Origin of the sequence: Phytobacter sp. RSE-02, assembly GCF_040578655.1 — a bacterium.
Taxonomy (GTDB): Bacteria; Pseudomonadota; Gammaproteobacteria; order Enterobacterales; family Enterobacteriaceae; genus Phytobacter; species Phytobacter diazotrophicus.
In genome coordinates, this window is record NZ_JBEULY010000006.1 from 94,265 (window position 1) to 117,513 (window position 23,249).

General features: G+C 53.7%; 22 protein-coding genes. 7 read left to right on the top strand and 15 right to left on the bottom strand.

Features of this window, described 5'->3' with window-relative positions; translation table 11 throughout:
* Positions 1–141: 141 nt before the first annotated feature.
* On the bottom strand, positions 142–996 hold the full coding sequence (gene ampE / locus ABU190_RS14640) for a beta-lactamase regulator AmpE (protein ID WP_354691691.1): 855 nt from the start codon (positions 994–996) through the stop codon (positions 142–144).
* A complete protein-coding gene (gene ampD / locus ABU190_RS14645) occupies positions 993–1,556 on the bottom strand; it encodes a 1,6-anhydro-N-acetylmuramyl-L-alanine amidase AmpD (RefSeq protein WP_354691692.1) in 564 nt (187 codons plus the stop codon). Before ampD ends, ampE begins: the two co-directional genes overlap by 4 nt.
* Positions 1,557–1,698: 142 nt before the next feature.
* Here ampD and nadC point away from each other — a divergent pair, with 142 nt between their 5' ends.
* The 4 genes from nadC (at position 1,699) to hofC (ending at position 5,852) form a co-directional block, all read left to right on the top strand.
* On the top strand, positions 1,699–2,592 hold the full coding sequence (gene nadC / locus ABU190_RS14650; protein ID WP_039078384.1) for a carboxylating nicotinate-nucleotide diphosphorylase: 894 nt from the start codon (positions 1,699–1,701) through the stop codon (positions 2,590–2,592).
* 235 nt (positions 2,593–2,827) lie between these two features.
* The gene (gene ppdD, locus ABU190_RS14655) at positions 2,828–3,265 is read left to right on the top strand and encodes a prepilin peptidase-dependent pilin (protein WP_354691693.1); all 438 of its coding nucleotides are present in this window, start codon (positions 2,828–2,830) and stop codon (positions 3,263–3,265) included.
* Positions 3,266–3,274: 9 nt separating this feature from the next.
* Positions 3,275–4,660, top strand: coding sequence for a type II secretion system protein GspE (gspE, locus tag ABU190_RS14660; RefSeq protein WP_354691694.1), 1,386 nt, complete (start codon positions 3,275–3,277; stop codon positions 4,658–4,660).
* On the top strand, positions 4,650–5,852 hold the full coding sequence (gene hofC / locus ABU190_RS14665; RefSeq protein ID WP_354691695.1) for a protein transport protein HofC: 1,203 nt from the start codon (positions 4,650–4,652) through the stop codon (positions 5,850–5,852). Before gspE ends, hofC begins: the two co-directional genes overlap by 11 nt.
* 32 nt (positions 5,853–5,884) lie before the next feature.
* Here hofC and ABU190_RS14670 read toward each other — a convergent pair whose 3' ends face one another.
* Positions 5,885–6,928, bottom strand: coding sequence for a GMP reductase (locus tag ABU190_RS14670; RefSeq protein WP_039078380.1), 1,044 nt, complete (start codon positions 6,926–6,928; stop codon positions 5,885–5,887).
* Between the two features lie 328 nt (positions 6,929–7,256).
* Here ABU190_RS14670 and coaE point away from each other — a divergent pair, with 328 nt between their 5' ends.
* The 3 genes from coaE to yacG are packed head-to-tail and all read left to right on the top strand — an operon-like array spanning position 7,257 to position 8,824.
* Positions 7,257–7,877, top strand: coding sequence for a dephospho-CoA kinase (coaE, locus tag ABU190_RS14675; RefSeq protein WP_193795131.1), 621 nt, complete (start codon positions 7,257–7,259; stop codon positions 7,875–7,877).
* Positions 7,877–8,620: a cell division protein ZapD gene (gene zapD, locus ABU190_RS14680; RefSeq protein ID WP_039078378.1), complete on the top strand. Its 744-nt coding sequence runs from the start codon at positions 7,877–7,879 to the stop codon at positions 8,618–8,620. Before coaE ends, zapD begins: the two co-directional genes overlap by 1 nt.
* Positions 8,621–8,629: 9 nt before the next feature.
* Positions 8,630–8,824, top strand: a complete 195-nt coding sequence (gene yacG / locus ABU190_RS14685; RefSeq protein ID WP_039078377.1) for a DNA gyrase inhibitor YacG — start codon at positions 8,630–8,632, stop codon at positions 8,822–8,824.
* Between the two features lie 39 nt (positions 8,825–8,863).
* Here the strand turns inward: yacG and mutT are convergent, their stop codons facing one another.
* From mutT to murD, 12 genes are all read right to left on the bottom strand, one after another.
* The gene (gene mutT, locus ABU190_RS14690) at positions 8,864–9,253 is read right to left on the bottom strand and encodes an 8-oxo-dGTP diphosphatase MutT (protein WP_039078376.1); all 390 of its coding nucleotides are present in this window, start codon (positions 9,251–9,253) and stop codon (positions 8,864–8,866) included.
* Positions 9,254–9,311: 58 nt separating this feature from the next.
* Complete coding sequence (gene secA / locus ABU190_RS14695) at positions 9,312–12,017, bottom strand: preprotein translocase subunit SecA (protein ID WP_039078375.1); 2,706 nt, start codon at positions 12,015–12,017, stop codon at positions 9,312–9,314.
* Between the two features lie 59 nt (positions 12,018–12,076).
* A complete protein-coding gene (gene secM / locus ABU190_RS14700; RefSeq protein WP_039078374.1) occupies positions 12,077–12,577 on the bottom strand; it encodes a secA translation cis-regulator SecM in 501 nt (166 codons plus the stop codon).
* 286 nt (positions 12,578–12,863) lie between these two features.
* Entirely contained in the window at positions 12,864–13,781 is a 918-nt protein-coding gene (lpxC, locus tag ABU190_RS14705) for a UDP-3-O-acyl-N-acetylglucosamine deacetylase (protein WP_039078373.1), read from the bottom strand.
* Between the two features lie 100 nt (positions 13,782–13,881).
* A complete protein-coding gene (gene ftsZ, locus ABU190_RS14710; RefSeq protein ID WP_039078372.1) occupies positions 13,882–15,033 on the bottom strand; it encodes a cell division protein FtsZ in 1,152 nt (383 codons plus the stop codon).
* Positions 15,034–15,092: 59 nt separating this feature from the next.
* A complete protein-coding gene (ftsA, locus tag ABU190_RS14715) occupies positions 15,093–16,349 on the bottom strand; it encodes a cell division protein FtsA (RefSeq protein ID WP_039078371.1) in 1,257 nt (418 codons plus the stop codon).
* The gene (ftsQ, locus tag ABU190_RS14720) at positions 16,349–17,179 is read right to left on the bottom strand and encodes a cell division protein FtsQ (protein ID WP_354691696.1); all 831 of its coding nucleotides are present in this window, start codon (positions 17,177–17,179) and stop codon (positions 16,349–16,351) included. Before ftsQ ends, ftsA begins: the two co-directional genes overlap by 1 nt.
* Before the next feature lies 1 nt (position 17,180).
* Positions 17,181–18,101: a D-alanine--D-alanine ligase gene (locus ABU190_RS14725; RefSeq protein ID WP_354691697.1), complete on the bottom strand. Its 921-nt coding sequence runs from the start codon at positions 18,099–18,101 to the stop codon at positions 17,181–17,183.
* Positions 18,094–19,566, bottom strand: coding sequence for a UDP-N-acetylmuramate--L-alanine ligase (murC, locus tag ABU190_RS14730; RefSeq protein ID WP_354691698.1), 1,473 nt, complete (start codon positions 19,564–19,566; stop codon positions 18,094–18,096). Before murC ends, ABU190_RS14725 begins: the two co-directional genes overlap by 8 nt.
* Positions 19,567–19,622: 56 nt before the next feature.
* Positions 19,623–20,690 carry an undecaprenyldiphospho-muramoylpentapeptide beta-N-acetylglucosaminyltransferase gene (gene murG, locus ABU190_RS14735; RefSeq protein ID WP_354691699.1) on the bottom strand — a complete coding sequence of 356 codons (1,068 nt, stop codon included), beginning with the start codon at positions 20,688–20,690 and terminating at the stop codon, positions 19,623–19,625.
* Positions 20,687–21,931, bottom strand: coding sequence for a cell division protein FtsW (gene ftsW / locus ABU190_RS14740; protein ID WP_047371825.1), 1,245 nt, complete (start codon positions 21,929–21,931; stop codon positions 20,687–20,689). The genes murG and ftsW overlap by 4 nt, the downstream gene beginning before the upstream one ends.
* On the bottom strand, positions 21,931–23,247 hold the full coding sequence (gene murD / locus ABU190_RS14745; protein WP_354691700.1) for a UDP-N-acetylmuramoyl-L-alanine--D-glutamate ligase: 1,317 nt from the start codon (positions 23,245–23,247) through the stop codon (positions 21,931–21,933). Before murD ends, ftsW begins: the two co-directional genes overlap by 1 nt.
* Between the last annotated feature and the right edge of the window lie 2 nt (positions 23,248–23,249).

The following is a 23,249-nucleotide window of genomic DNA, read 5'->3' on the forward strand; positions in this document are numbered from 1 at the left end:
ATTTATACTCTAAATTATTCTGGTTGCAGGAAGGCGGCAAGTCAGTAAATCCCCAGGAGCATAGATAACTTTGTGACTGGGGTGCGCTGACGTAGCCAACGCACATGCAGCCTGAAGTATGACGAGTATAACGGCACGCGGCTACATCAGCGTGCCGTAAATCGTCAACAGCGCCACCACCACCACCATCACGAACGAGGTTTTTTTGGCCATTGAGACGGCGGCTTTTGGTGTCTCGACTTTATCCATATGCGGCTCGCGGGCCAGCGAGAACTGCGCAAGGCGCGTTAATACATGATATTGCGAAGAATGCCGGTCGGTCAGCGAGGCAAACCATGCTGGCAGTGCCTTTTCACCATGGCCGATCAACGCATATACCACGCCCGCCAGGCGCACCGGGATCCAGTCCAGCACGTGTAAAATCGCGTCGATTCCGGACTGCTGGCGTTCATTCGGCGTCTGATAGCGAGCCAGCCAGGATTGCCATGCACGCAAAAAGCCGTAGCCAACCAGCGTCACAGGCCCCCATATTCCGCCGACGATAAACCAGAACAGCGGTGCCAGATAATAACGAAAGTTGATCCACAAAAGCGCATTTTGCAACTCGCACAGGTACTCCCGTTCATTACAGCCCGGCGGTATACCATGAATCAACGTGAGCTCATTCGCCATGGCATTATGGGCGTGGCTGTCATTGCGCGCGGCTGCTTTGAGGTAAGCATGGTAATGCAGACGCACTTTTCCAGCACCGATACACAAAAGCCCCAGCAGGATCCACACCACCAGCAGTGGCACATTGAAAAAGAGCCCCTCCAGCGCCTGCAAAATGAGGAAGGTCACCAGCATGGCGACCACCGCCATCAGGAGCGTTCTCAGCATAGAGTAGTGTTTGACCCGGCGGAACAACACTTCCAGGCGATGATCCAGTTGCCAGTGTTCTCCGAGTTTAAAAAGCCGCTCGGCAATAAGAACCAGCAGCATGGTAAACAGTGTCATGACATCTCCTTATCTGATTCTCCCGCCACCAGCCCGCGAAATCGTGGCCAGTCAAACGCCGGACCGGGATCGGTTTTGCGCTCAGGGGCGATATCGCTGTGCCCGGTCATGTTGCTGGCAATCGAGGGATAAAGCGAAATCAAAGCGTGGGTAACGTTCGCCAGTTGCTGATATTGGGCGTCGGTATAGGGCTGATTGTCTGTGCCTTCCAGCTCAATGCCGATGGAAAAATCATTGCAGCGTTCCCGCCCCTGATAACGCGACACTCCCGCATGCCAGGCTCGCTTATCAAACGGCACATATTGAACAACTTCACCGTCACGACGAATCAGGCAATGAGCGGAGACGCGCAGATGAACGATCTCAGCAAAAAAAGGATGAGCGTCAGGATCCAACGTACCGGTAAACAGCGCATCGATCCAAGGTCCGCCAAATTCACCGGGAGGCAGGCTGATATTGTGGACCACGAGCAACGAAGGGGTTTCACCGCCCGGGCGGCAATCAAAATGCGGAGAAGGTACGCGACGCGCATCCGCCAGCCAGCCCTCATTTAACTGCATGCAGGATCTCCTTAATTATGGTGCTCAAACACGCTCTAGAGTAGCATGTTCAGACGCTGTCCGGTCATTATATGTTGACGAAACGTGCAATGACAGGACACTGTCTAACTTTCTGATTCGTTACCCTTTTTGGAGTTTTATCATGCCGCCTCGCCGTTACAACCCCGATCTTCGACGTGACGCGCTTTTGCAACGCATTGAACTGGACATCCCCGCAGCCGTCGCGCAGGCCCTGCGCGAAGATTTGGGTGGAGAAGTGGATGCGAACAACGATATTACCGCGCAATTATTGCCGCCGGATAACCGCTCTCATGCGGTGATCATTACCCGCGAAAAAGGCGTGTTCTGCGGTAAGCGTTGGGTCGAAGAGGTCTTTATTCAGCTAGCTGGCGACGATGTTCGTGTCACCTGGCATGTCGCCGATGGCGATGCGGTGACGCCAAACCAGCCGTTGTTTGAACTGGAAGGCCCCTCACGCGTTCTGCTCACCGGAGAGCGCACGGCGCTTAACTTCGTACAAACACTGTCGGGTGTTGCCAGTGAAGTAAGTCGCTATGTCGCCTTGCTGGATGGAACCAAAACACAGTTGCTGGATACGCGTAAAACCCTGCCTGGCCTGCGTACCGCGCTGAAATATGCAGTTCTGTGCGGCGGCGGCGCGAATCATCGTCTGGGGCTCTCCGATGCGTTCCTGATTAAAGAAAATCACATTATCGCTGCTGGCTCCGTTCGCCAGGCCGTCGAGAAAGCCTTCTGGCTGCATCCTGACGTTCCGGTTGAAGTGGAAGTGGAAACGCTGGAAGAGCTGGATGATGCCCTGAAAGCCGGTGCCGATATCATCATGCTGGACAACTTCGATACGCCGATGATGCGCGAGGCGGTAAAACGCACCAATGGCCAGGCGCGTCTTGAAGTTTCCGGCAACGTCACGTTCGAGACTATCCGTGAATTTGCCGAAACGGGCGTCGATTTTATCTCTGTCGGTGCATTAACCAAGCATGTCCACGCGCTGGACCTGTCGATGCGTTTTCGCTGATACCCCATAGCCCGATGGCGTCTCTCTGTCGGGCTTATCCTTCTCTTTTTCCCCTGCAAGGTAAAGCCTTTACGCCACGTTATGACTCGTTTTTCGTAAAGCCTCGCAAACCTGTTGTTCAATGCTGCAATCTGTTCAATAACGGCTGAAGCTTCGTTCCCGTTTCGTTTTTCGACCCTCGCAGGCCATCCCTTATGTTTGCCAAAGTAGCGCCACCTAACTCAAGGAGCGAACAATGGACAAGCAACGAGGTTTCACCCTTATCGAACTGATGGTGGTCATTGGCATTATTGCTATTTTGAGCGCGATCGGTATTCCGGCGTATCAGAACTATCTGCGCAAAGCCGCACTCACCGACATGCTGCAAACCTTTATCCCCTATCGTACGGCCGTTGAGCTATGCGCACTGGACCGTGGCGGCGTCACGGGTTGCGAAGGTGGTACTAACGGTATCCCTGCCCCCACCACCACCCGCTATGTTTCAGCCATGACCATCAGCAAAGGGGTGATTACCCTCACCGGCCAGGAGAGCCTGACGGGCCTGAGCGTAGTCATGACGCCGCAGTGGAATGCAGGCAACGGTATGGCGGGCTGGGCACGTAGCTGCACGGTGGCCGATAGCGGCGCACTGAAACAGGCCTGTGAAGATGTCTTCCGTGGAAACAGTAATTAAGGACAGTCCATGCGCCAGGATAAACTCACCACGCTGTGCAAACGCCACCATGCCTGCCTGCTTAATTGTGATGAAAAGATACTGACCATTGCCGTCGTGGGCGATCCCTCATCGGAGCTACTGGAAGCATTACGTTTCGCGACACAAAAACGCATTGATATCGAATGCTGGACGCAGGAGCAGATGGACAGCCATCATCAACAGTCTGTAGAAGCGCAATCTCTCGTCCCCGTAGAGGATTCAGGTTCAGCGGTCGAATTACTTGACCAGACGCTGCAACAGGCGCTTAGCCAGAGGGCATCCGATATCCATTTTGAACCCGCGGAACATACCTATCGCATCCGGCTGCGCGTTGATGGCGTACTGCATGCGCTGCCTCTGATTCCCGGCGCGCTCGCCAACACGCTGACCGCGCGACTGAAAGTATTAGGTAATCTGGATATTGCCGAACGCAGGCTGCCGCAAGACGGTCAGTTCAGCACCACGCTTAACGGACAGAATGTCTCGTTTCGCATTGCCACCCTGCCGTGCCGACATGGTGAAAAAGTGGTGCTGAGGTTGTTGCATCAGGTAAGTCAGGCACTCGACCTTCATCAGCTAGGAATGACCCACTCCCAACTGGCGCAATTCCAGCAGGCATTGAACAAACCCCAGGGATTGCTACTGGTCACCGGCCCCACGGGCAGTGGAAAAACCGTCACCCTCTACAGTGCGTTGCAGGCTCGCAATAAGCCTGAGATCAATCTCTGCAGCGTGGAAGATCCGATTGAGATCCCGCTTACTGGCCTGAATCAGACACAGATTAACCCACGCGCCGGGTTGACCTTCCAGAGTGTATTACGGGCGCTTTTGCGCCAGGATCCGGATGTCATAATGGTCGGTGAGATCCGCGATGGCGAAACGGCTGAAATCGCCATCAAGGCCGCGCAAACCGGGCATCTGGTCCTCTCAACGCTTCACACCAACTCGACAGCCGAAACACTGGTACGCATCCAGCAAATGGGGGTTGCCCGCTGGATGATCTCCTCCGCGCTCTCGATGGTTGTCGCACAGCGGCTGGTGCGAAAGTTGTGCCCCCACTGCCACAGCCGGGAGCACGAGAATATTAACCTGCCGACATCACTCTGGCCGCGCCCATTACCGCGCTGGGTATCAAAGGGCTGTGAGCGTTGTTATCACGGATTTTATGGGCGAGTCGCGCTTTTTGAGGTTCTGGAAGTAGACGGGGAACTGCGTCAGGCTATTGCCACTGGGCTCCCTGCCAGCGACATTGAAAGGCAATCACGTTCGGCGGGCATGATGACATTATTCCGGAATGGCTGTATGGCGGTAGAAAACGGGATCACTACCTTTGAAGAGCTGGTTCGCGTACTGGGTATGCCCGATGGCGACTAAACAACTCTGGCAGTGGGCCGGGCTGGACGATAACGGTGAGCGGCACGAAGGCGCTTACTGGGCAGAACAGCGCAGTGATGCACTGTTCGCTTTGCAACAGCAATGCCTTCACCCCCTCTCTCTACGCCGTCGCCCTGTACGCCAGGCACAGTGGCGCGGTGAACACAGTAGCGACGTCATCCATCAGCTTGCCACATTGCTGCAGGCTGGTCTGACGCTGCCGGATGGCCTGCAGTTGCTGGCCAAACAGCAGCCTTCTGTTCAGTGGCAGGCGCTATTACAGACACTGGCCGAAAACCTGGCACAGGGCGAGACATTCTCTGGTGCGCTGTCGCGCTGGCCGGAGGTCTTTCCGCCCCTTTACCAGGCAATGATACGAACCGGTGAGCTTACGGGGAAGCTCGATGAGTGCTGCTTTAAACTCGCTGCGCAGCAAAAAACACAGCTTGTCCTGGCGCGGAAAGTGAAAAAAGCGCTGCGTTATCCGCTTATTGTGCTGACATTGGCCTTCATCGTAGTGCTGGCGATGATCTATTTCGTACTCCCGGAATTTGCCACCATTTACCAGACATTTAACACGCCGTTGCCTGCCCTCACGCGTGGGGTGCTTGCATGTGCGGATATACTGCAGCAAGCCAGCCTTCCGTTAGCCATTATCAGTCTGCTGCTGGCAATTCTGTTGGGGCGTTTACAGAAACAGTCAGGCTGGCTGCGTTATCAGCAGCGTATTCTGCTGGCATGCCCGCTGATAGGGCAACTTGTTCTTGGACAGAAACTCAGTCAGATCTTTACCGTGCTATCGCTGACGCAGCGTGCTGGCATAGCCTTCTTACAAGGTATGGAAAGCGTTAAAGAAACGCTCACATGCCCATGGTGGCGAGATATTGTTGATGCCATACATCAGGATATTACACAGGGTCAGTCGATTTCAGCGGCATTCAGCGCCAGAGGGGTTTTTACGCCGCTTTGCATTCAACTGGTCAGTACGGGGGAAGCCTCTGGCGCACTGGACGCAATGTTATTTAATCTGGCAAGGCATCATAGTGAACAGACGCAACATCAGGCCGACGGGCTGGCCTCCATGCTGGAGCCTTTACTGCTGGTTGTGACAGGAATTATTGTCGGCACACTGATCGTGGCCATGTATCTGCCGATTTTCCATCTGGGAGATGCGATGAGTGGAATGGGATGAGACAGGCGCAGCAAACTGCGCCTGTAAGCCGATTAAAGGCTATTGAAAACGCGGTTTTCTTGCTCCTGAACGCGGATAAAGGTGGTGCGTTTGGTCAGCTCTTTCAGCCGAGATGCGCCTACATAAGTACAGGCGGAACGCAAGCCACCAAGGATATCGCGCGCGGTATTTTCGACCGGACCACGTAGTTTCAACTTAACGGTTTTACCTTCTGCCGCACGGTACTGAGCAACCCCACCAACATGACGGGTCATCGCCGACTCAGAACTCATGCCATAGAACAGCATGAATTTTTCACCGTTTTCGTCAACCACGGTACCGCCGCTTTCTTCGTGCCCTGCTAACATTCCACCGAGCATGACAAAATCAGCGCCGCCGCCAAAGGCTTTCGCCACATCGCCAGGCACGGTACAGCCGCCATCGCTAACGATTTGACCGCCCAAGCCATGTGCTGCATCGGCACACTCAATCACAGCGGAAAGCTGAGGATAACCGACACCGGTTTTCACACGTGTAGTGCAAACAGAACCCGGGCCGATACCGACTTTGACGATATCCGCACCGGAGAGAATCAGCTCTTCACACATTTCGCCTGTCACTACGTTTCCTGCGCAGATCGTTTTGTTCGGCCAGGCTTCGCGCGCTTTCGACACAAACTGTACAAAGTGCTCGGAATAACCATTCGCGACATCAATGCAGACGAAATTCAACTGGGAGTGCAGCGCCAGAATTTGTTTGGTTTTTTCAAAGTCAGCATCTGAGGTACCTGTTGATACCATTACATGACGCAATACATCGTCAGATTCGCGCTGAACAAATGCTTTCCAGTCTTCGACAGAATAATGTTTATGTACTGCGGTCAGAATATCGAACGAAGCCAGCGCTTTCGCCATAGCAAAGGTGCCAACGGTATCCATATTGGCTGCAATTACCGGTACGCCAGACCAGTTCTGTCCTGAATGCTTAAAGGTAAACTCGCGTTCCAGCTCAACATCGGAACGGCTTTTGAGGGTAGAGCGTTTAGGGCGGATAAGAACGTCTTTAAAGCCTAATTTCAGATCTTCTTCAATACGCATGTGCGGATTCCTGGGGTTAATGGCGAACAACGCAGACTTGCAAACACACAACTCCAGTGACGCTATCATACGCACTAATCAGGACTCCGCAAGACTGCGAAATTCTCTTTTTTTACGCTACAATCCTATAAATTTACCTGGTGAAAGGGCAAGATTAGCCGCATTTGCGTAAGTTCGTCTTGTTCAAATTATAACCTACTGATTCAGATGACAAATGCATAGTTATTTTTCCGCGTTTCGCTTACTGACGACCTTAGTAAAGCAAACTGGCAAAATTGAAAATGTGTAGGTTATGTTTTTTTTACCGACTATTTTGAGATCAGGCGCTATGGGGTATACGGTCGCGTTAACCGGAGGTATTGGTAGCGGCAAAAGCACGGTCGCTGATGCCTTCGCCCGTTTGGGTGTTGATATTGTCGATGCAGATATTATTGCCCGCCAGGTTGTTGAACCGGGCTCTGTTGCATTACAAGCCATCGCCGAACATTTTGGTTCAGACATCCTCACACCCGAGGGTTTACTGAACCGTCGCTTATTACGCGAACGCATATTTGCTTCTCCAGCCGAGAAAAACTGGCTCAATGGTTTGCTGCACCCATTAATACATCAGCAAACCCAGCGACAAATTGCCGGGGCTACCTCACCCTATGTATTGTGGGTTGTTCCTTTGTTGGTTGAAAACCACTTACAGAGCAAAGCTGACCGGGTATTGGTTATCGACGTCTCCCCAGAGACGCAAATTTTGCGAACGATGCAGCGTGACGGCGTAAGCCGTGAAAATGCTGAGCATATTCTGGCGGCGCAAGCGACACGTGAAGCACGCCTTGCCGTTGCGGATGATATTATTGACAATAATGGCGCACCAGATGCAATTGCATCGGATGTTGCCCGCCTGCATGCGGCTTATCTGAGCTATGCATCGCAGGCAGTTTCACAGGAAAACCCTTAATGCAGACCCACGTCCTATTTGAACACCCGCTCAATGAAAAGATGCGCACCTGGCTGCGTATCGAATTCCTGCTCCAGCAACTCACCGCCCGCCTTCCTCTTGCCGATCATGCAGATGCGCTGCATTTCTTCCGCAATGCCGGTGAGCTACTGGATATTTTCGAGCGTGGTGATACACGTACAGAATTGCTTAAAGAGCTGGAACGCCAGCAACGTAAATTGAAAGCCTGGGCCGAAGTGCCTGGTGTTGATCAGGGACGTATCGATGCCATTCGCCAGCAGTTAAAAGAGACCAGCACCATGCTGATGGCAGCTCCCCGCATTGGGCAGCTTCTGCGTGAAGACCGTCTCATCGGCCTGGTCCGCCAGCGTCTGAGTATACCGGGCGGCTGTTGCAGCTTTGATTTGCCCACCCTGCATGTCTGGCTGCATTTGCCACAGGTTCAGCGTGACGAGCAGGTGAATATCTGGCTGTCCAGCCTGACGCCACTCAATCATACGTTGTCACTGATTCTGGATTTGATCCGCAACTCAGCCCCGTTCCGTAAGCAAACCAGTCTGAACGGTTTTTACCAGGATAATGGTGAAGATGCCGATCTGCTTCGCCTGCACCTGGATTTAGACAGCCAGTTATTCCCACAGATTTCGGGGCATAAAAGTCGTTTCGCCATTCGTTTCCTGCCGCTCGATAGCGAAAATGGCATCATCCCGGAACGCCTGGATTTCGAACTGGCTTGTTGTTAAGGAGAAATGATGTCAGACGCAACGCGTGTAAATTGCCCGACCTGCGGCAAGAGCGTGGTATGGAGCGAAACCAGCCCGTTTCGCCCGTTCTGTTCAAAACGCTGCCAGTTAATAGACCTGGGTGAATGGGCTGCGGAAGAAAAGCGCATCCCAAGTGCAGGGGATCTTTCCGACAGTGACGACTGGAGTGAAGAACAGCAGTAAATGGCAAGGTGGCGGGAAGCCCCGCCACACTCTGCGCCATCAGGCGTTTGCCAGTTTTGAAATGACAGGCTCATTAGCGGGGGGGAACTCATCTGCCAGCAGTTGAGTCTGATGGACCCAACGCCCAGGCTGTCCTTCTTTTCCCCACGGTTCCCCTTCCCACTGCTCAACAAGATAAAACCAGAGCGTAATGTGGCGGTCCGGGAAGCGATATTCCAGTTTATCGAACAGGCTGGCCGCACCAGCTTTGATACCCACTTCTTCGTGCAGCTCACGGATAACCGCTTGTTCAGGCGTTTCACCTTCTTCGATCTTGCCGCCAGGAAATTCCCATTTATTCGCCATATGCGCATCGGCTGCGCGCTGGGTAATAAAGATCTCTCCCTGTGGATTGCGAATAATTCCGACGGCGATTTGCAGTATTTTCATTGTCGTTACTCCATAAGAAAGGCGCAGATATCTGCGCCTTTCTTTATTTATTCGTGCCTTAGCTCAGACGGCCATGGCACTGTTTGTATTTTTTACCTGACCCGCAAGGACAAGGGTCGTTGCGACCGACTTTACGATCGCCAGTCTGCGCTGCCAGTGCTGCCGCCGCCTCAGATTCATCATCACGGTGGCTAAGTTGCTGCATCTGCGCCAGACGCTCTGCTTCTTCGCGGCGCTGCTGCTCCATTGCTTCAACTTCTTCCGGCATACGTACCTGAACTTTACTCAGGGTGCTGATCACTTCATATTTCAGCGACTCCAGCATCGCGGCGAACATAGAGAAAGATTCGCGCTTGTACTCCTGCTTCGGATCTTTTTGCGCATAGCCACGTAAATGGATCCCCTGACGCAGATAGTCCATCGCCGCCAGGTGCTCTTTCCACAGTGAGTCCAGCGTTTGCAGCATGACGCCTTTTTCGAAGTGGCGCATCATCTCCGCGCCGACAACCTCTTCTTTGCGAGCGTAGACTTCAACTGCCTGAGCAAGGATACGCTCACGCAGGGTCTCTTCATGCAATTCCGGCTCTTTATCCAGCCACTCAGCAATCGGCAAATCGAGGTCGAAATCATTTTTCAGGCGTTCCTGCAAACCAGGAATATCCCACATTTCTTCCAGCGACTGCGGTGGGATGTGAGCGTCGATAGTCGCTTTGAACACATCCTCACGAATGCTGTTAATGGTCTCGCTCACATCAGAGACATCCAACAGTTCATTACGCTGGGTGTAGATTGCGCGACGCTGATCGTTCGCCACGTCATCATATTCCAGCAACTGTTTACGGATATCGAAGTTGCGGCTTTCCACTTTACGTTGCGCGTTGGCAATCGCCTTGGTCACCCATGGGTGTTCAATCGCTTCGCCCGGTTTCATACCCAGTTTACGCATCATGCTCGAAACACGATCGGAGGCAAAAATACGCATCAGCGCATCTTCCATCGACAGGTAGAAGCGGGATGAGCCCGGGTCACCCTGACGACCAGAACGGCCACGCAACTGGTTATCGATACGGCGTGATTCGTGACGCTCGGTACCAATGATATGCAGGCCACCCGCAGCCAGAACGGCATCGTGACGCACCTGCCAGTCCGCTTTGATCTTCGCGATCTGCTCCGGCGTCGGGTCGGTCAGCTCGGCGACTTCTGCCTGCCAGCTACCCCCCAACACAATATCGGTACCACGACCAGCCATGTTAGTTGCGATCGTTACCGCTGCGGTATAACCCGCCTGAGCAACGATATCTGCTTCTTTGGCGTGGAACTTCGCGTTCAGTACGTTGTGTTTGATACCCGCTTTCGTCAGCTCATTTGAAACCACTTCGGATTTCTCAATGGAGATCGTACCCACCAGCACCGGCTGGCCTGCGGCGGTACGCTCACGAATATCTTCGATAATCGCCTGAATTTTTTCCGCCTCGGTCATGTAGACCAGATCCGGCATATCTTTACGGATCATCGGACGGTTGGTCGGCACCACCACGGTGTCGAGTTTATAAATAGAACTGAACTCGAATGCTTCGGTATCCGCAGTACCGGTCATCCCCGCCAGTTTCTCGTACAGACGGAAGTAGTTCTGGAAGGTAATAGAAGCCAGCGTCTGGTTTTCGTTCTGAATATCCACACCTTCTTTGGCTTCCACAGCCTGGTGCAGACCATCAGACCAGCGGCGACCCTGCATGGTACGACCGGTGTGTTCATCGACGATAATAACTTCGCCGTCTTTAACAATGTAATCCACGTCACGGGTGAACAAAGCGTGCGCGCGCAGCGCTGCGGTAACATGGTGCATCAGCATAATGTTACCCGGCGAGTACAGTGACTCACCCTCATCCATGATGCCTTCTTTAACCAGCAGTTCTTCAATCAGCACCAGACCACGTTCGGTCAGGTTAACCTGACGCGCCTTCTCATCAACGGAAAAGTGGCCTTCACCCTGGAAAGTATCAGAATCTTCCTTCTCCTGACGAATCAGGTGCGGGATGATTTTGTTCACTTTTTTGTACATTTCCGAGCTGTCTTCAGCCGGGCCGGAGATGATCAGCGGTGTACGTGCTTCATCGATGAGGATGGAGTCCACCTCATCCACCAGCGCATAGTGCAGTTTGCGCTGTACGCGTTCTTCAGGGCTGAACGCCATGTTGTCGCGCAGGTAGTCAAAACCATATTCGTTGTTAGTACCGTAGGTGATATCTGCGGCATACGCTTCACGCTTCGCCACAGACGGCATCCCCGGCAGGTTGATACCGACGGTCATGCCCAGGAATTCGAACAGCGGACGGTTGTTTTCGGCGTCACGTTGCGCCAGATAGTCGTTCACGGTGACTACGTGGACACCTTTGCCGCTCAGCGCATTCACATAAGCAGGCAGCGTCGCGGTCAGCGTTTTACCTTCACCGGTACGCATCTCTGCGATGCAGCGTTCATTCAATACCATGCCGCCGAGTAACTGGACGTCGAAGTGGCGCATACCGAAGACACGTTTACTGGCTTCGCGCACGACGGCAAACGCTTCCGGGATCAGGCTTTCAACCGTTTCGCCTTTTTCCAGACGGCCACGAAATTCCGCTGTTTTTGCTTTCAGTTCGTCGTCTGACAGCTTTTCCATTTCCGGCTCCATCGCATTGATGATGCCGACTGCTTTGCGCATACGACGCAGTGTACGATCGTTACGACTACCGAATACTTTTGTTAATAATTTGATAAGCATAATAAAATCTCAAACGCCCCGCTCTGCGGAGTCACAAAATTAGTTGAAGGATAAATTTTTCAGCTAAGGCGTTGAGGTCCCGCACGGATGCCCTGTACCTGGCTAATCCAGGCCCGGACGCTAAACGCGGAATGGGTAGGGAAATCAGTATCAAATGTCTGGCTAACACTTGCTGCCGGTCTCTGTTCCTGGGTCAGCAGTGCGCTGAGCGTATCCAGCAGAGCGAGATGATGCGCCTGCAAAGGTAGCGGTTCTTCCACGACGGGTAACGCCTGCGGCGCCATCGCAAAAGAGAGATGTCGAATAACGGTACGGATAGCATGCTGATGCCAGTAATCAACAGTGAAGCTTGGGCGGCGAGTCCCTTCAAGCAACGCGAGGTTGGTGAAGTTGACGCTGCCAGCGCCTTCATGATTACGCGTCGTCGCTTTGGCCGGTTCAGTGTGGTTGCTGTTGCTGAGCGCGGGCATGCCAAAACTTGCCGCGACCATCCCTAATAAGAGATGCGGCCAGAAATAACGTCTGCCAAATTGTCGCCAGCGCGTCAGAATTCCGCTCACTCAGTCCACCAAAAAATCACTATTGCCCGTTTTTTACTTCGGTACGCGTTATTTTGCGCAAAGATATTACCATTAATGCAGCGGGAGGACAGCGATTATAAGGCGCTCTGAGGGATAAAAACGGCCAGGAGAGCAGCGATCGCGCTCATTGAATGGTAAAAACAATCTTCATGAACCAAAGCGAGGCAAAAGTACAGATTTTAAAATAAAAAACGACTGGCACTCCTGGCAGGAGAGAGTGTGCCAGGTGGACCAGTCGAATTTAGGTCTTACTTATTGTCTGGTATTACGCCAGAACCATCGTCGGTGCTTTGAACGCCAATGGCAGTTCCGCATCGTCTTCGAAGGTCACAAATTCCCAAGCTTCCTGTTTCGCCAGGACCGCCTGCAACAGTTTGTTGTTTAGCGCGTGACCAGATTTATATGCCGTAAACGCACCGATGATATTGTGACCACACATGAACAGGTCACCAATCGCATCGAGCATTTTGTGACGAACGAATTCGTCTTCAAAACGCAGGCCGTCTTCGTTCAATACGCGATAATCGTCAACAACGATGGCACAATCGAAGCTACCGCCCAGGCACAAACCACGGGACTGCAGATATTCGATATCACGCATGAAACCGAAGGTACGCGCGCGGCTAATCTGGCGCATAAACGCGTCGGCAGAAAAGTTCATCGCGTAACGCTGGGTGCTGGCATCAATGGCCGGGTGGTTAAAGTCGATGGTGAAATCGAGAGAAAAACCGTTAAACGGTTTAAACTCTGCCCATTTATCACCGTCTTCAACGCGGACCGTCTCTTTGATTCGCACGAATTTCTTCGCGCTGCGCAGCTCTTCGATGCCTGCATCCAGCAGAAGATAAACGAACGGTGCAGCACTACCATCCATAATCGGGATTTCCGGCGCATCGACTTCAACAATAATGTTGTCGATACCCAGCCCGGCCAGAGCAGCATTAAGGTGCTCTACGGTTGAAATCCGCACGTCATGCTCGTTCACCAGACACGTACAGAGCATTGTATCACGCACAGATTTAGCATCAGCCGGGAAATCTACCGGTGGATTCAAGTCAGTGCGACGATAGATGACCCCGGTGTTGGCCGGCGCAGGGCGCAACGTCAGTGTGACTTTCTTGCCGGTATGTAAACCGACACCAGTCGCCTGAACGATACGTTTAAGTGTCCTTTGTTTGATCATCGTATAATCTCGCCTAATTAACTATCCAACCGAAGTGTACTACACAATCGGTGGGGCAGTTTAGCACAAAGAGCGAAGATGCCCAACTTCCAGCGTATTCTTAATCAGCTTGCTTACGCAAAAACGCTGGAATATCCAGGTAATCCGGTTCTTTAGTCGTCTGCGGCGTATTGTCGTTGACCACTTTAGACTGAGGTTTCTGCTCCTGCTGCATCGTCGACATGCCATGCTGCTGGTAGCGGTCCATCACCGGTTGCTGCTGCTGTTTGTTGGTTACCAGAGTAATTTCCGGACGTTTGTCCATACCAATACCGGTTGCAACAACAGTGACACGCAGCTCATCATTCATATCCGGATCCAACGATGTACCAATAACAACAGTAGCATTGTCAGAAGCGAATGCACGAATAGTGTTACCCACCGTTTCGAACTCATCGAGACGCAGGTCGAAGCCCGCGGTGATGTTAACCAGCACGCCGCGCGCACCAGACAGATCGATATCTTCCAGCAGCGGAGAGGAGATCGCCATTTCCGCAGCTTCTTCAGCGCGGTCTTCGCCTCTCGCAACACCAGAGCCCATCATGGCATAGCCCATTTCGGACATCACGGTACGCACGTCAGCAAAGTCGACGTTCATCAGACCCGGACGGGTAATCAGTTCGGCGATACCCTGCACCGCACCTTTCAGTACGTCGTTGGCCGCACCGAATGCATCCAGCAGAGAGATACCACGACCGAGAACTTTCAGCAGTTTATCGTTCGGGATAGTAATCAGCGAGTCCACATGTTTGGACAGCTCGGCGATACCCTGTTCAGCAAATGCCATACGCTTCTTGCCTTCAAAATTGAAAGGCTTGGTCACGACGGCAACCGTCAGGATACCCAAATCCTTAGCCACTTCTGCAACGACCGGTGCCGCACCCGTGCCGGTGCCGCCGCCCATGCCCGCTGCGATAAAGACCATATCCGCACCATCAAGCGCAGCGCGCAGTGCTTCACGGTCTTCTTCAGCCGCATTACGACCGACTTCCGGGTTAGCCCCAGCGCCCAGACCTTTGGTGATACCACCACCGATCTGAATGGTCTGACCCACCGCAGTCTTACGCAACGCTTGCGCGTCGGTATTCACTGCGAAGAATTCAACACCCTCAATGCGCTCGCGCACCATGTGTTCAACGGCATTACCGCCGCCGCCACCGACGCCGATGACTTTAATCACCGCGTCGTTGGTCAGTTCCATAGGTTCAAACATAATTTCTCTCCGTTTTGTGCCTGTCGCCTGAGACCGCTAATGTTTTCGGTCTCTGAAAATTAAAATTCTTTACGCAGCCAGCTGTTGATTCGTTTAAACCACGAGCCGACTGATGCACGTTTTTCCACTTCTGCTTCACCACTGAGATGGGTTTCTTTCCCGTAGTGCAGCAATCCCACCGCCGTTGAGTAGTACGGCTCCTGGGCGTAATCCGTTAAACCTGTAATATTGAGCGGCGCACCAATACGCACCTGCGTATGGAATACGCGCTGAGCACAGGCCGCAAGACCTTCAATTTGCGCTGCTCCGCCCGTTAACACAATCCCCGCCGCCAGATGATGTTTCACCCCTTGCTGACGAAGCTGCTCTTGTAACTGCAAAATCTCATCATTCACCAGATTGAGCAACTCGGTATAACGCGGCTCAATCACGTCGGCCAGCGTCTGGCGCTGCAAACTGCGCGGTGGACGTCCACCTACACTCGGTACTTCGACACTCTCGTCTTTACCTACAATGGAGCCCAGTGCGCAACCATGGCGAACTTTAATGGCTTCTGCATCGCTGGGTGGCGTACCGAACGCATAAGCGATATCGCTGGTCACGACATTCCCCGCATACGGGATCACTTTCGTATGGCGCAGCGCTCCGCCTGTATAAACGGCCATGTCCATTGTACCACCACCGATGTCTACAACGCAGACACCCAGCTCACGTTCATCTTCCGTCAATACGGAATAACTGGACGCCAGTCCGGCGAAAATAAGTTGGTCAACTTTCAGACCACAACGTTCCACGGCTTTAACAATGTTTTTCGCCATATCGTTATGGCAAGTAATCAGATGTACTTTCGCCTGCATACGCACACCCGAAAGACCTACCGGGTTTTTGATACCTTCCTGGTAATCAATGGCATATTCCTGAGGAATGACGTGCAGAACGCGGTGTTCATCACGCACACGCACCGATTTCGCCGTGTGCACCACATTTTCTACATCTTCCTGCGTCACTTCTTCTTCTGAAATCGGCACCATACCAATTTCATTCTGGCAGCTAATATGTTTACCCGATAACGCCAGATAAACAGAGGAAATCTGGCAATCGGCCATCAATTCGGCCTGATCGATAGCGCGCTGAACGCATTTCACCACAGATTCCAGGTCGTTAACGCCACCTTTATCCATACCACGGGACGGGCAGCTTCCCACTCCGATGATATTGATCATACCGTCGGGCAGAACTTCCCCTACCAAAGCGGCTACCTTCGCGGTACCAATCTCCAGTCCTACTACCAGTTTTCTGTCCGTCGCCTTGATCATTATTGTTCTGCCTGTGCCTGATTCTGTTGCTGATTAGGGTCCTGAACTGGGGCCGGCTTCCAACCTACCGCCGCGCCAGAGTCATAGCGTAAATCCACGTAACTGATTTCTTTGTGATCCGTCTGCGCCTGCTGTTGCAGAACCGGATACAGTTCGACAAAGCGCGCCAGGCGTTTCATCGTATCGCCACGGCCGAGGTTGAGCTTAATATCGTTATTTAGCGTCACCTGCCACGACCGCCGGGCAGTCATCGCCGCCTCTTTCAACGTGAATTTATCCTTCGCCAGCACCTGCCCCATGTCATGGAAGCCCTGTAAAACTTCGCTCTCACTCCCTTCCGGGCCATACAGCATGGGTAAAACCTGCTTGCTGGTTCGATCCGCAGGAACGCTGAACGAATTACCGTCCATGTCCACCATATGCTGATCATTCCAACGTGCTATGGGCACATATTCAACCAGATGAATCTTCAATTCATCAGGCCATTGCTTTCTGACACTCGCCTGCTTTATCCAGGGCAGACGCTCAATCTGGCTCTGGATAATATTGACATCCTGCGTCATAAACGTGCCGGGTGCGCCAAGCGCCAGAATTGACTGGCGAATGTCGTCGTTGCGGGTGTAATGACGATCGCCTGTCAGCACCAGCTTCGACAACGGTAAACGTTGCGCATCTTCCATCCAGCCCAGGACTACCCAGCCGCTAGCCAACACGGTACACAACACCGTCAGCAGGAACAGGATTCCTGCAAGGCGCGTTCCATTATTACGACGGGAGGAAGGCATTTCCTCGACATCGCGATTTCTCGTGTTCAGCGCAGCCTGAGACATATCACTCCGCCAGTTCCAGAATTCGCACGACCAACTGCGAGAAGGTTAACCCCGCCTGTCGCGCTGCCATCGGGACCAGGCTATGACTCGTCATACCCGGCGCGGTATTGGCTTCCAGCAGATAAAACTGCCCATCACTGTCTAACATAGCGTCAATTCTTCCCCAGCCCCGACATCCCAGCGCACGCCAGGCTTTCAGTACCAGGTTTTGTAAATTGGCCTCATCTTCTGCTTCCAGACCTGACGGACAGAAATATTTTGTCTCATCAGAGAGATACTTCGCCTCATAATCATAGAAGGTTCCAGCGGGCTGAATGCGAATTGACGGTAAAATTTCTTTTCCGAGCATGGCAACTGTAAATTCGGGCCCACTTAGCCATTTTTCGATAAGAACTTCATCATCATGTTGAAAGGCAAGCGCTAACGCAGCCGTTAACGCACCAGGTTCTTCAACTTTTGACATCCCGACACTTGAGCCTTCACGGCTCGGTTTAACGATAACCGGTAAACCTAACGCATCAATGCGCTGAATAACGTCGTTATTGAGTCCCGATTCAAATTCGCTGCGTGTTAATGCAACCCACGGGGCGACCGGTAACCCTGCACCTTGCCAGAGCAATTTGCTGCGCAATTTATCCATGGAGATTGCCGACGCCATAACACCGCTGCCGGTATAGGGTACCCCTGTTATCTCCAGCAATCCTTGCAGCGTACCGTCTTCACCGCCACGCCCGTGCAGCGCAATGAATGCTTTATCGAAGCCCATCGCTTTCAGGCGAGTGACATCCACATCACGCGGGTCAATCGGGTGGGCATCAACGCCCCCCTCACGTAACCCCGCAAGCACCGCAGCGCCGGAGTTTAATGACACCTCACGCTCAGCAGAAACCCCGCCCAGCAGGACCGCGACTTTATCAGCCATTGCGCTCGTCCTCCTGTTGCGGCTTGAGTTTCACTTCCGCCAGTTGACGCGCAATCTTACCGACATTGCCTGCGCCCTGAATCAGAATCAAATCATTACCGGTCAGAACCGGAGCCAGCATTGCCGCGGTTTGAGCCGGATCGGACACCAGAATCGGGTCGATTTTTCCACGGCCGCGAATGGTACGGCACAGGGAACGGCTGTCCGCTCCCGGAATCGGCGTTTCGCCCGCAGAATAAACATCCAGCATCAGCAGCGAATCGACCTGGGTCAGAACATTGGCAAAGTCGTCATACAGATCACGTGTACGGGTAAAGCGATGCGGCTGGAATACCATCACCAAATTTTTATCCGGCCAGCCCGCGCGTGCCGCTTTAATGGTGGCATCCACTTCCGTCGGGTGATGACCGTAATCATCCACCAGCATGGCAGTCCCTGGTTTACCGTTAACGGGTTCCAGCGGAAACTCACCCAGGAAATCAAAACGACGACCGGTGCCCTGGAAGCTCTCCAGCGCGCTCAGAATATCTTCGTCATCGATGCCTTCCTCAGTCGCCACCGCGACCGCAGCCGCTGCATTAAGCGCATTATGGCGGCCCGGCGCATTGAGCGTGACATGCAGTTCCGGCTTGTCCTGGCGAATCAGGGTGAAATGCCCTTGCGCGCCTTTCTGTTGATAGTTTTCAATGCGTACATCCGCATCCTGGCTAAAGCCGTATGTAGTGAGCTGACGACCCACTCGCGGTAATAATTCGCGAATAACCGGATCGTCCACGCACATCACCGCGCGACCATAGAACGGCAGGTTGTGCAGGAAGTTGATAAACGTCGTTTTTAAATTCTCGAAGTCACCCTGATAGGTGTCCATATGGTCAGCTTCGATATTGGTGACAATCGCCACCATCGGTTGCAGATGGAGGAATGACGCATCACTCTCGTCTGCTTCCGCAATCAGATAACGGCTGTGGCCCAGACGCGCATGTACGCCTGCCGCTTTCACCAGACCGCCATTCACGAAGGTAGGATCAAGCCCGCCTTCGGCGTAAATGCTGGCAACCATAGCAGTGGTTGTCGTTTTGCCATGCGTACCGGCGATAGCGATACCGTGGCGAAAGCGCATCAACTCTGCCAGCATTTCGGCACGGCGAATCACCGGGATGCGCGCTTCATTCGCGGCTACGATTTCCGGGTTATCCGCTGCAATCGCGCTGGACACAACGACAACACTCGCATCGCTAACGTTTTCCGGGCGATGGTTAAAATAGATGGTCGCGCCAAGCGACGCTAACTGCTGCGTTACCGGATTCGGCGCCAAATCAGAACCGCTGATTTGATAACCTTCGTTAGCCAAAACTTCGGCAATACCGCCCATGCCAGCACCGCCAATGCCGACAAAGTGAATGTGCCGGACGCGACGCATCTCGGGCACGATTGAACGCAGTTTCGCCAGTTGTTGTGTATTCATTCTCTAAACGCCATCTACCACTTCAAATTCGCGCGACGCAAAAGGCGTCGCCAGTATTAAGCCTGTGCTGCAAGACTCACTTCTTTTGCCACTCGTTCAGTGGCATCGGGAATGGCAGCGGCGCGTGCGCGCTCGGCCATATCCAGTAATGCTTCCCGGTTCCAGCCTGCAAGCGTCTCTGCCACAGCATCGACCGTAAATTGCGGCTGCTCCAGAATCTTCGCCGCACCCGCTTTTTCCAGCGGCAGCGCATTCCAGTACTGCTGTCTATCCTTATGCTGGTATGGAACAAATAACGCAGGCAGGCCTGCGGCAGCGATCTCACTGACCGTCAGTGCGCCAGAGCGGCATACCACAACGTCCGCCCAGGCATAGGCCTGCGCCATATCATCAATAAATTCGGTCACTTTATGCTGAGGCTGACCAGCATCGGCGTAGGCCTGCTCAACGGTTTGCTGAGCCCCCTTTCCACTCTGATGCCAGATAGTCACCGCACTGCCCAGTTTTGCCGCGACCAGCGGTATCGTCTGATTTAGTACGCGCGCCCCCTGCGAACCGCCCACCACCAGAACCCGCACCGGCCCTTCACGGCCCGGCAATCGTTCTTGCGGCAATGGCAGCGCCAGCACATCCACACGGACCGGGTTTCCTACTACCTCGGCTTTCGGGAATGCGCCAGGAAAGGCCTGCATGACTTTGGTGGCAATCTTCGCCAGCCATTTGTTGGTCAGCCCTGCGATACCGTTTTGCTCATGCAGCACGACGGGAATACCTAACGACCATGCGGCTAGCCCGCCTGGGCCAGAGACATAACCGCCCATGCCCAGCACTACGTCTGGCTTGAAGCGCTGCATAATGGCGCGCGCCTGACGCCAGGCGTTAAAAATTCTCAACGGCGCAAGCAGCAGGGCTTTCACCCCTTTGCCGCGAAGGCCGGAGATACGGATGAAGTCAATCTCGATACCGTGTTTCGGTACCAGGTCGGCTTCCATGCGATCGGCGGTTCCGAGCCAGCGCACTTGCCAGCCCTGATCCATTAAATGGTGCGCAACCGCAAGCCCGGGGAACACATGCCCGCCGGTACCGCCTGCCATCACCATTAACCGCTTTGGTTGACCGCTCATCGTGAACCTCGTGTAAACGCCTGGGCTTTTTCCAGACGCGTTTCATAATCAATACGTAACAACAGCATGATGGCCGTCGACATAATCAATAAACTGGAGCCGCCATAACTGATGAGCGGCAGAGTCAGCCCTTTAGTCGGCAGCATACCTGCGGCTGCGCCAACGTTTACTAATGCCTGGAAGCTGAACCAAATGCCGATCGAGCAGGCCAGGAAACCCGAAAACCGCTGATCGATTTCCAGCGCTTTGCGTCCGATGGACATGGCGCGGAAAGCGACGAAGAATACCATTAAAAGTGCCAGTACCACACCGATATAACCCAGTTCTTCGCCGATAATGGCGAAGATGAAGTCGGTATGTGCTTCGGGCAGATATTCCAGCTTTTGTACCGAGTTCCCAAGCCCCTGCCCCCACAGTTCACCGCGACCAAATGCCATCAGCGACTGCGTTAGCTGGTAGCCACTGCCAAACGGATCATCCCAGGGGTTCCAGAACGATGTCACACGACGAATACGGTATGGCTCAGCCAAAATCAGCAAAATCACCGCTGCGATACCGGATCCGATAATGGCGATGAACTGCCACAGTTTTGCCCCGGCCAGGAATAACATCGCCAGTGTGGTAATAAAGAGCACAACCACGGTACCCAGGTCAGGCTGTGCCAGCAGCAGCACGGCGAGCACCATAATGACGCCCATCGGTTTAAGGAAGCCGCGCAAGTTATTGCGCACCTCATCAACCTTACGCACCAGGTAGTTCGCCAGATAACAAAACAGCGACAGCTTGGTAAATTCCGCAGGCTGGAAACGCATTACTCCAAGGTCAATCCAGCGCGATGCCCCGTTGATTGAGCTACCCACCACCAGAACCACCAACAGCATGACAATGGCGGCCACCAGCATTACCGAGCTCCAGCGCTGCCAGAACTCCATTGGCAACCGCAGCGTTACCAGCCCCAGACAAAACGCCAGAAACAGATACAGCGCATGGCGTTTGGCAAAGAAAAACGGATCCGCCGTCAGTCGCTGCCCTACCGGCATGGATGCCGAAGTCACCATGATGAATCCGATCGCCGCCAGGCCCAGCGTCAGCCAGAACAGCGTGCGGTCATACATGACCAGGCTGTCGTTGTCCTTCTGGCGTGAGCCCATCACCCAACCTTTTAATGCCCCAAATAACCAGCTCAGGATCCCAAATCCTGGCAGGTGCGGCATTCTCGGGCGGGGGAGACTTAAACGCATCAACCTAACTCCTGCGCCAGGCGGGTAAAGACATCGCCACGCTGTTCAAAATTCTTAAATTGATCAAGGCTGGCGCAGGCGGGTGATAACAACACCATATCGCCCGGTTGCACACGCGTCGCAATCAGGCGCATCGCCTGTTCCATATCCTGTGTTTGATCGGTAATTTCCGGACGCAACGTAGCCAGTTCTGCACCGTCACGGCCAAAGCAATACAAGCGAACATTACTGCCTTCGAGATAACGTTTCAGCGGAGAGAAATCCGCCGATTTACCGTCGCCACCGAGCAGCAGGTGCAGCGTGCCATCCACATGCAGGCCGTTCAGTGCCGCCTCTGTACTGCCGACATTGGTCGCTTTGGAATCGTTAATCCAGCGCACGCCGTTGTGCTCCAGCGCCAACTGGAAGCGGTGCGCCAGACCAGTAAACGTGGTCAACGCTTTCAGGCTGCTGGCGCGCGGTAACCCCACGGCATCGGCCAGAGCCAGTGCCGCCAGCGCGTTCGTATAATTGTGCTGGCCGCTAAGCTTCATTTCTTTAACGTTCAGCACCTTCTCACCTTTCACGCGCAGCCAGGTTTCACCCTGCTGGCGATTGAGATGGTAATCGCCGACATCCACGCCAAAGCTGACGCAGCGCTCATCGGCACCACGCACTGGCATGGTCAGCGCGTCATCTGCATTCACCACGCAAACCTTCGCATTTTCATAAACACGCAGTTTCGCCGCACGGTACTGCTGGAGACCAAACGGATACCTGTCCATATGATCTTCGGTAACGTTGAGGATGGTCGCCGCCGCCGCATGCAGGCTGGATGTGGTTTCAAGCTGGAAGCTCGAAAGTTCCAGCACGTAAAGATCGCAGGCAGATTCCAGCAGCATCAGCGCGGGCAGGCCAATATTGCCGCCGACGCCAACGTTCTTGCCGGCGGATTTCGCCATTTCGCCAACCAGCGTAGTGACCGTGCTTTTGCCATTCGACCCGGTGATCGCCACGATCGGCGCCTGCGCTTCACGGCAAAAAAGCTCGATATCGCCAACGATCTCAACGCCCGCATCTGCCGCTGCGCTCAGCGACGGATGCGCCAGTGCGATCCCCGGACTCGCGACGATCAGATCGGCCGCCTGCAGCCAGTCATCATTCAGACCACCAAGATAGCGCTCCACCTCTTCCGGGAGCTTATCCAGCCCCGGAGGCGAAACGCGGGTATCCATCACTTTCGGCGTAACGCCGCGCGCGCGGAAAAATTCCACGCACGAGAGTCCCGTCAGACCAAGACCAATAATGACGACTTTTTTACCCTGGTAATCTGCCATGA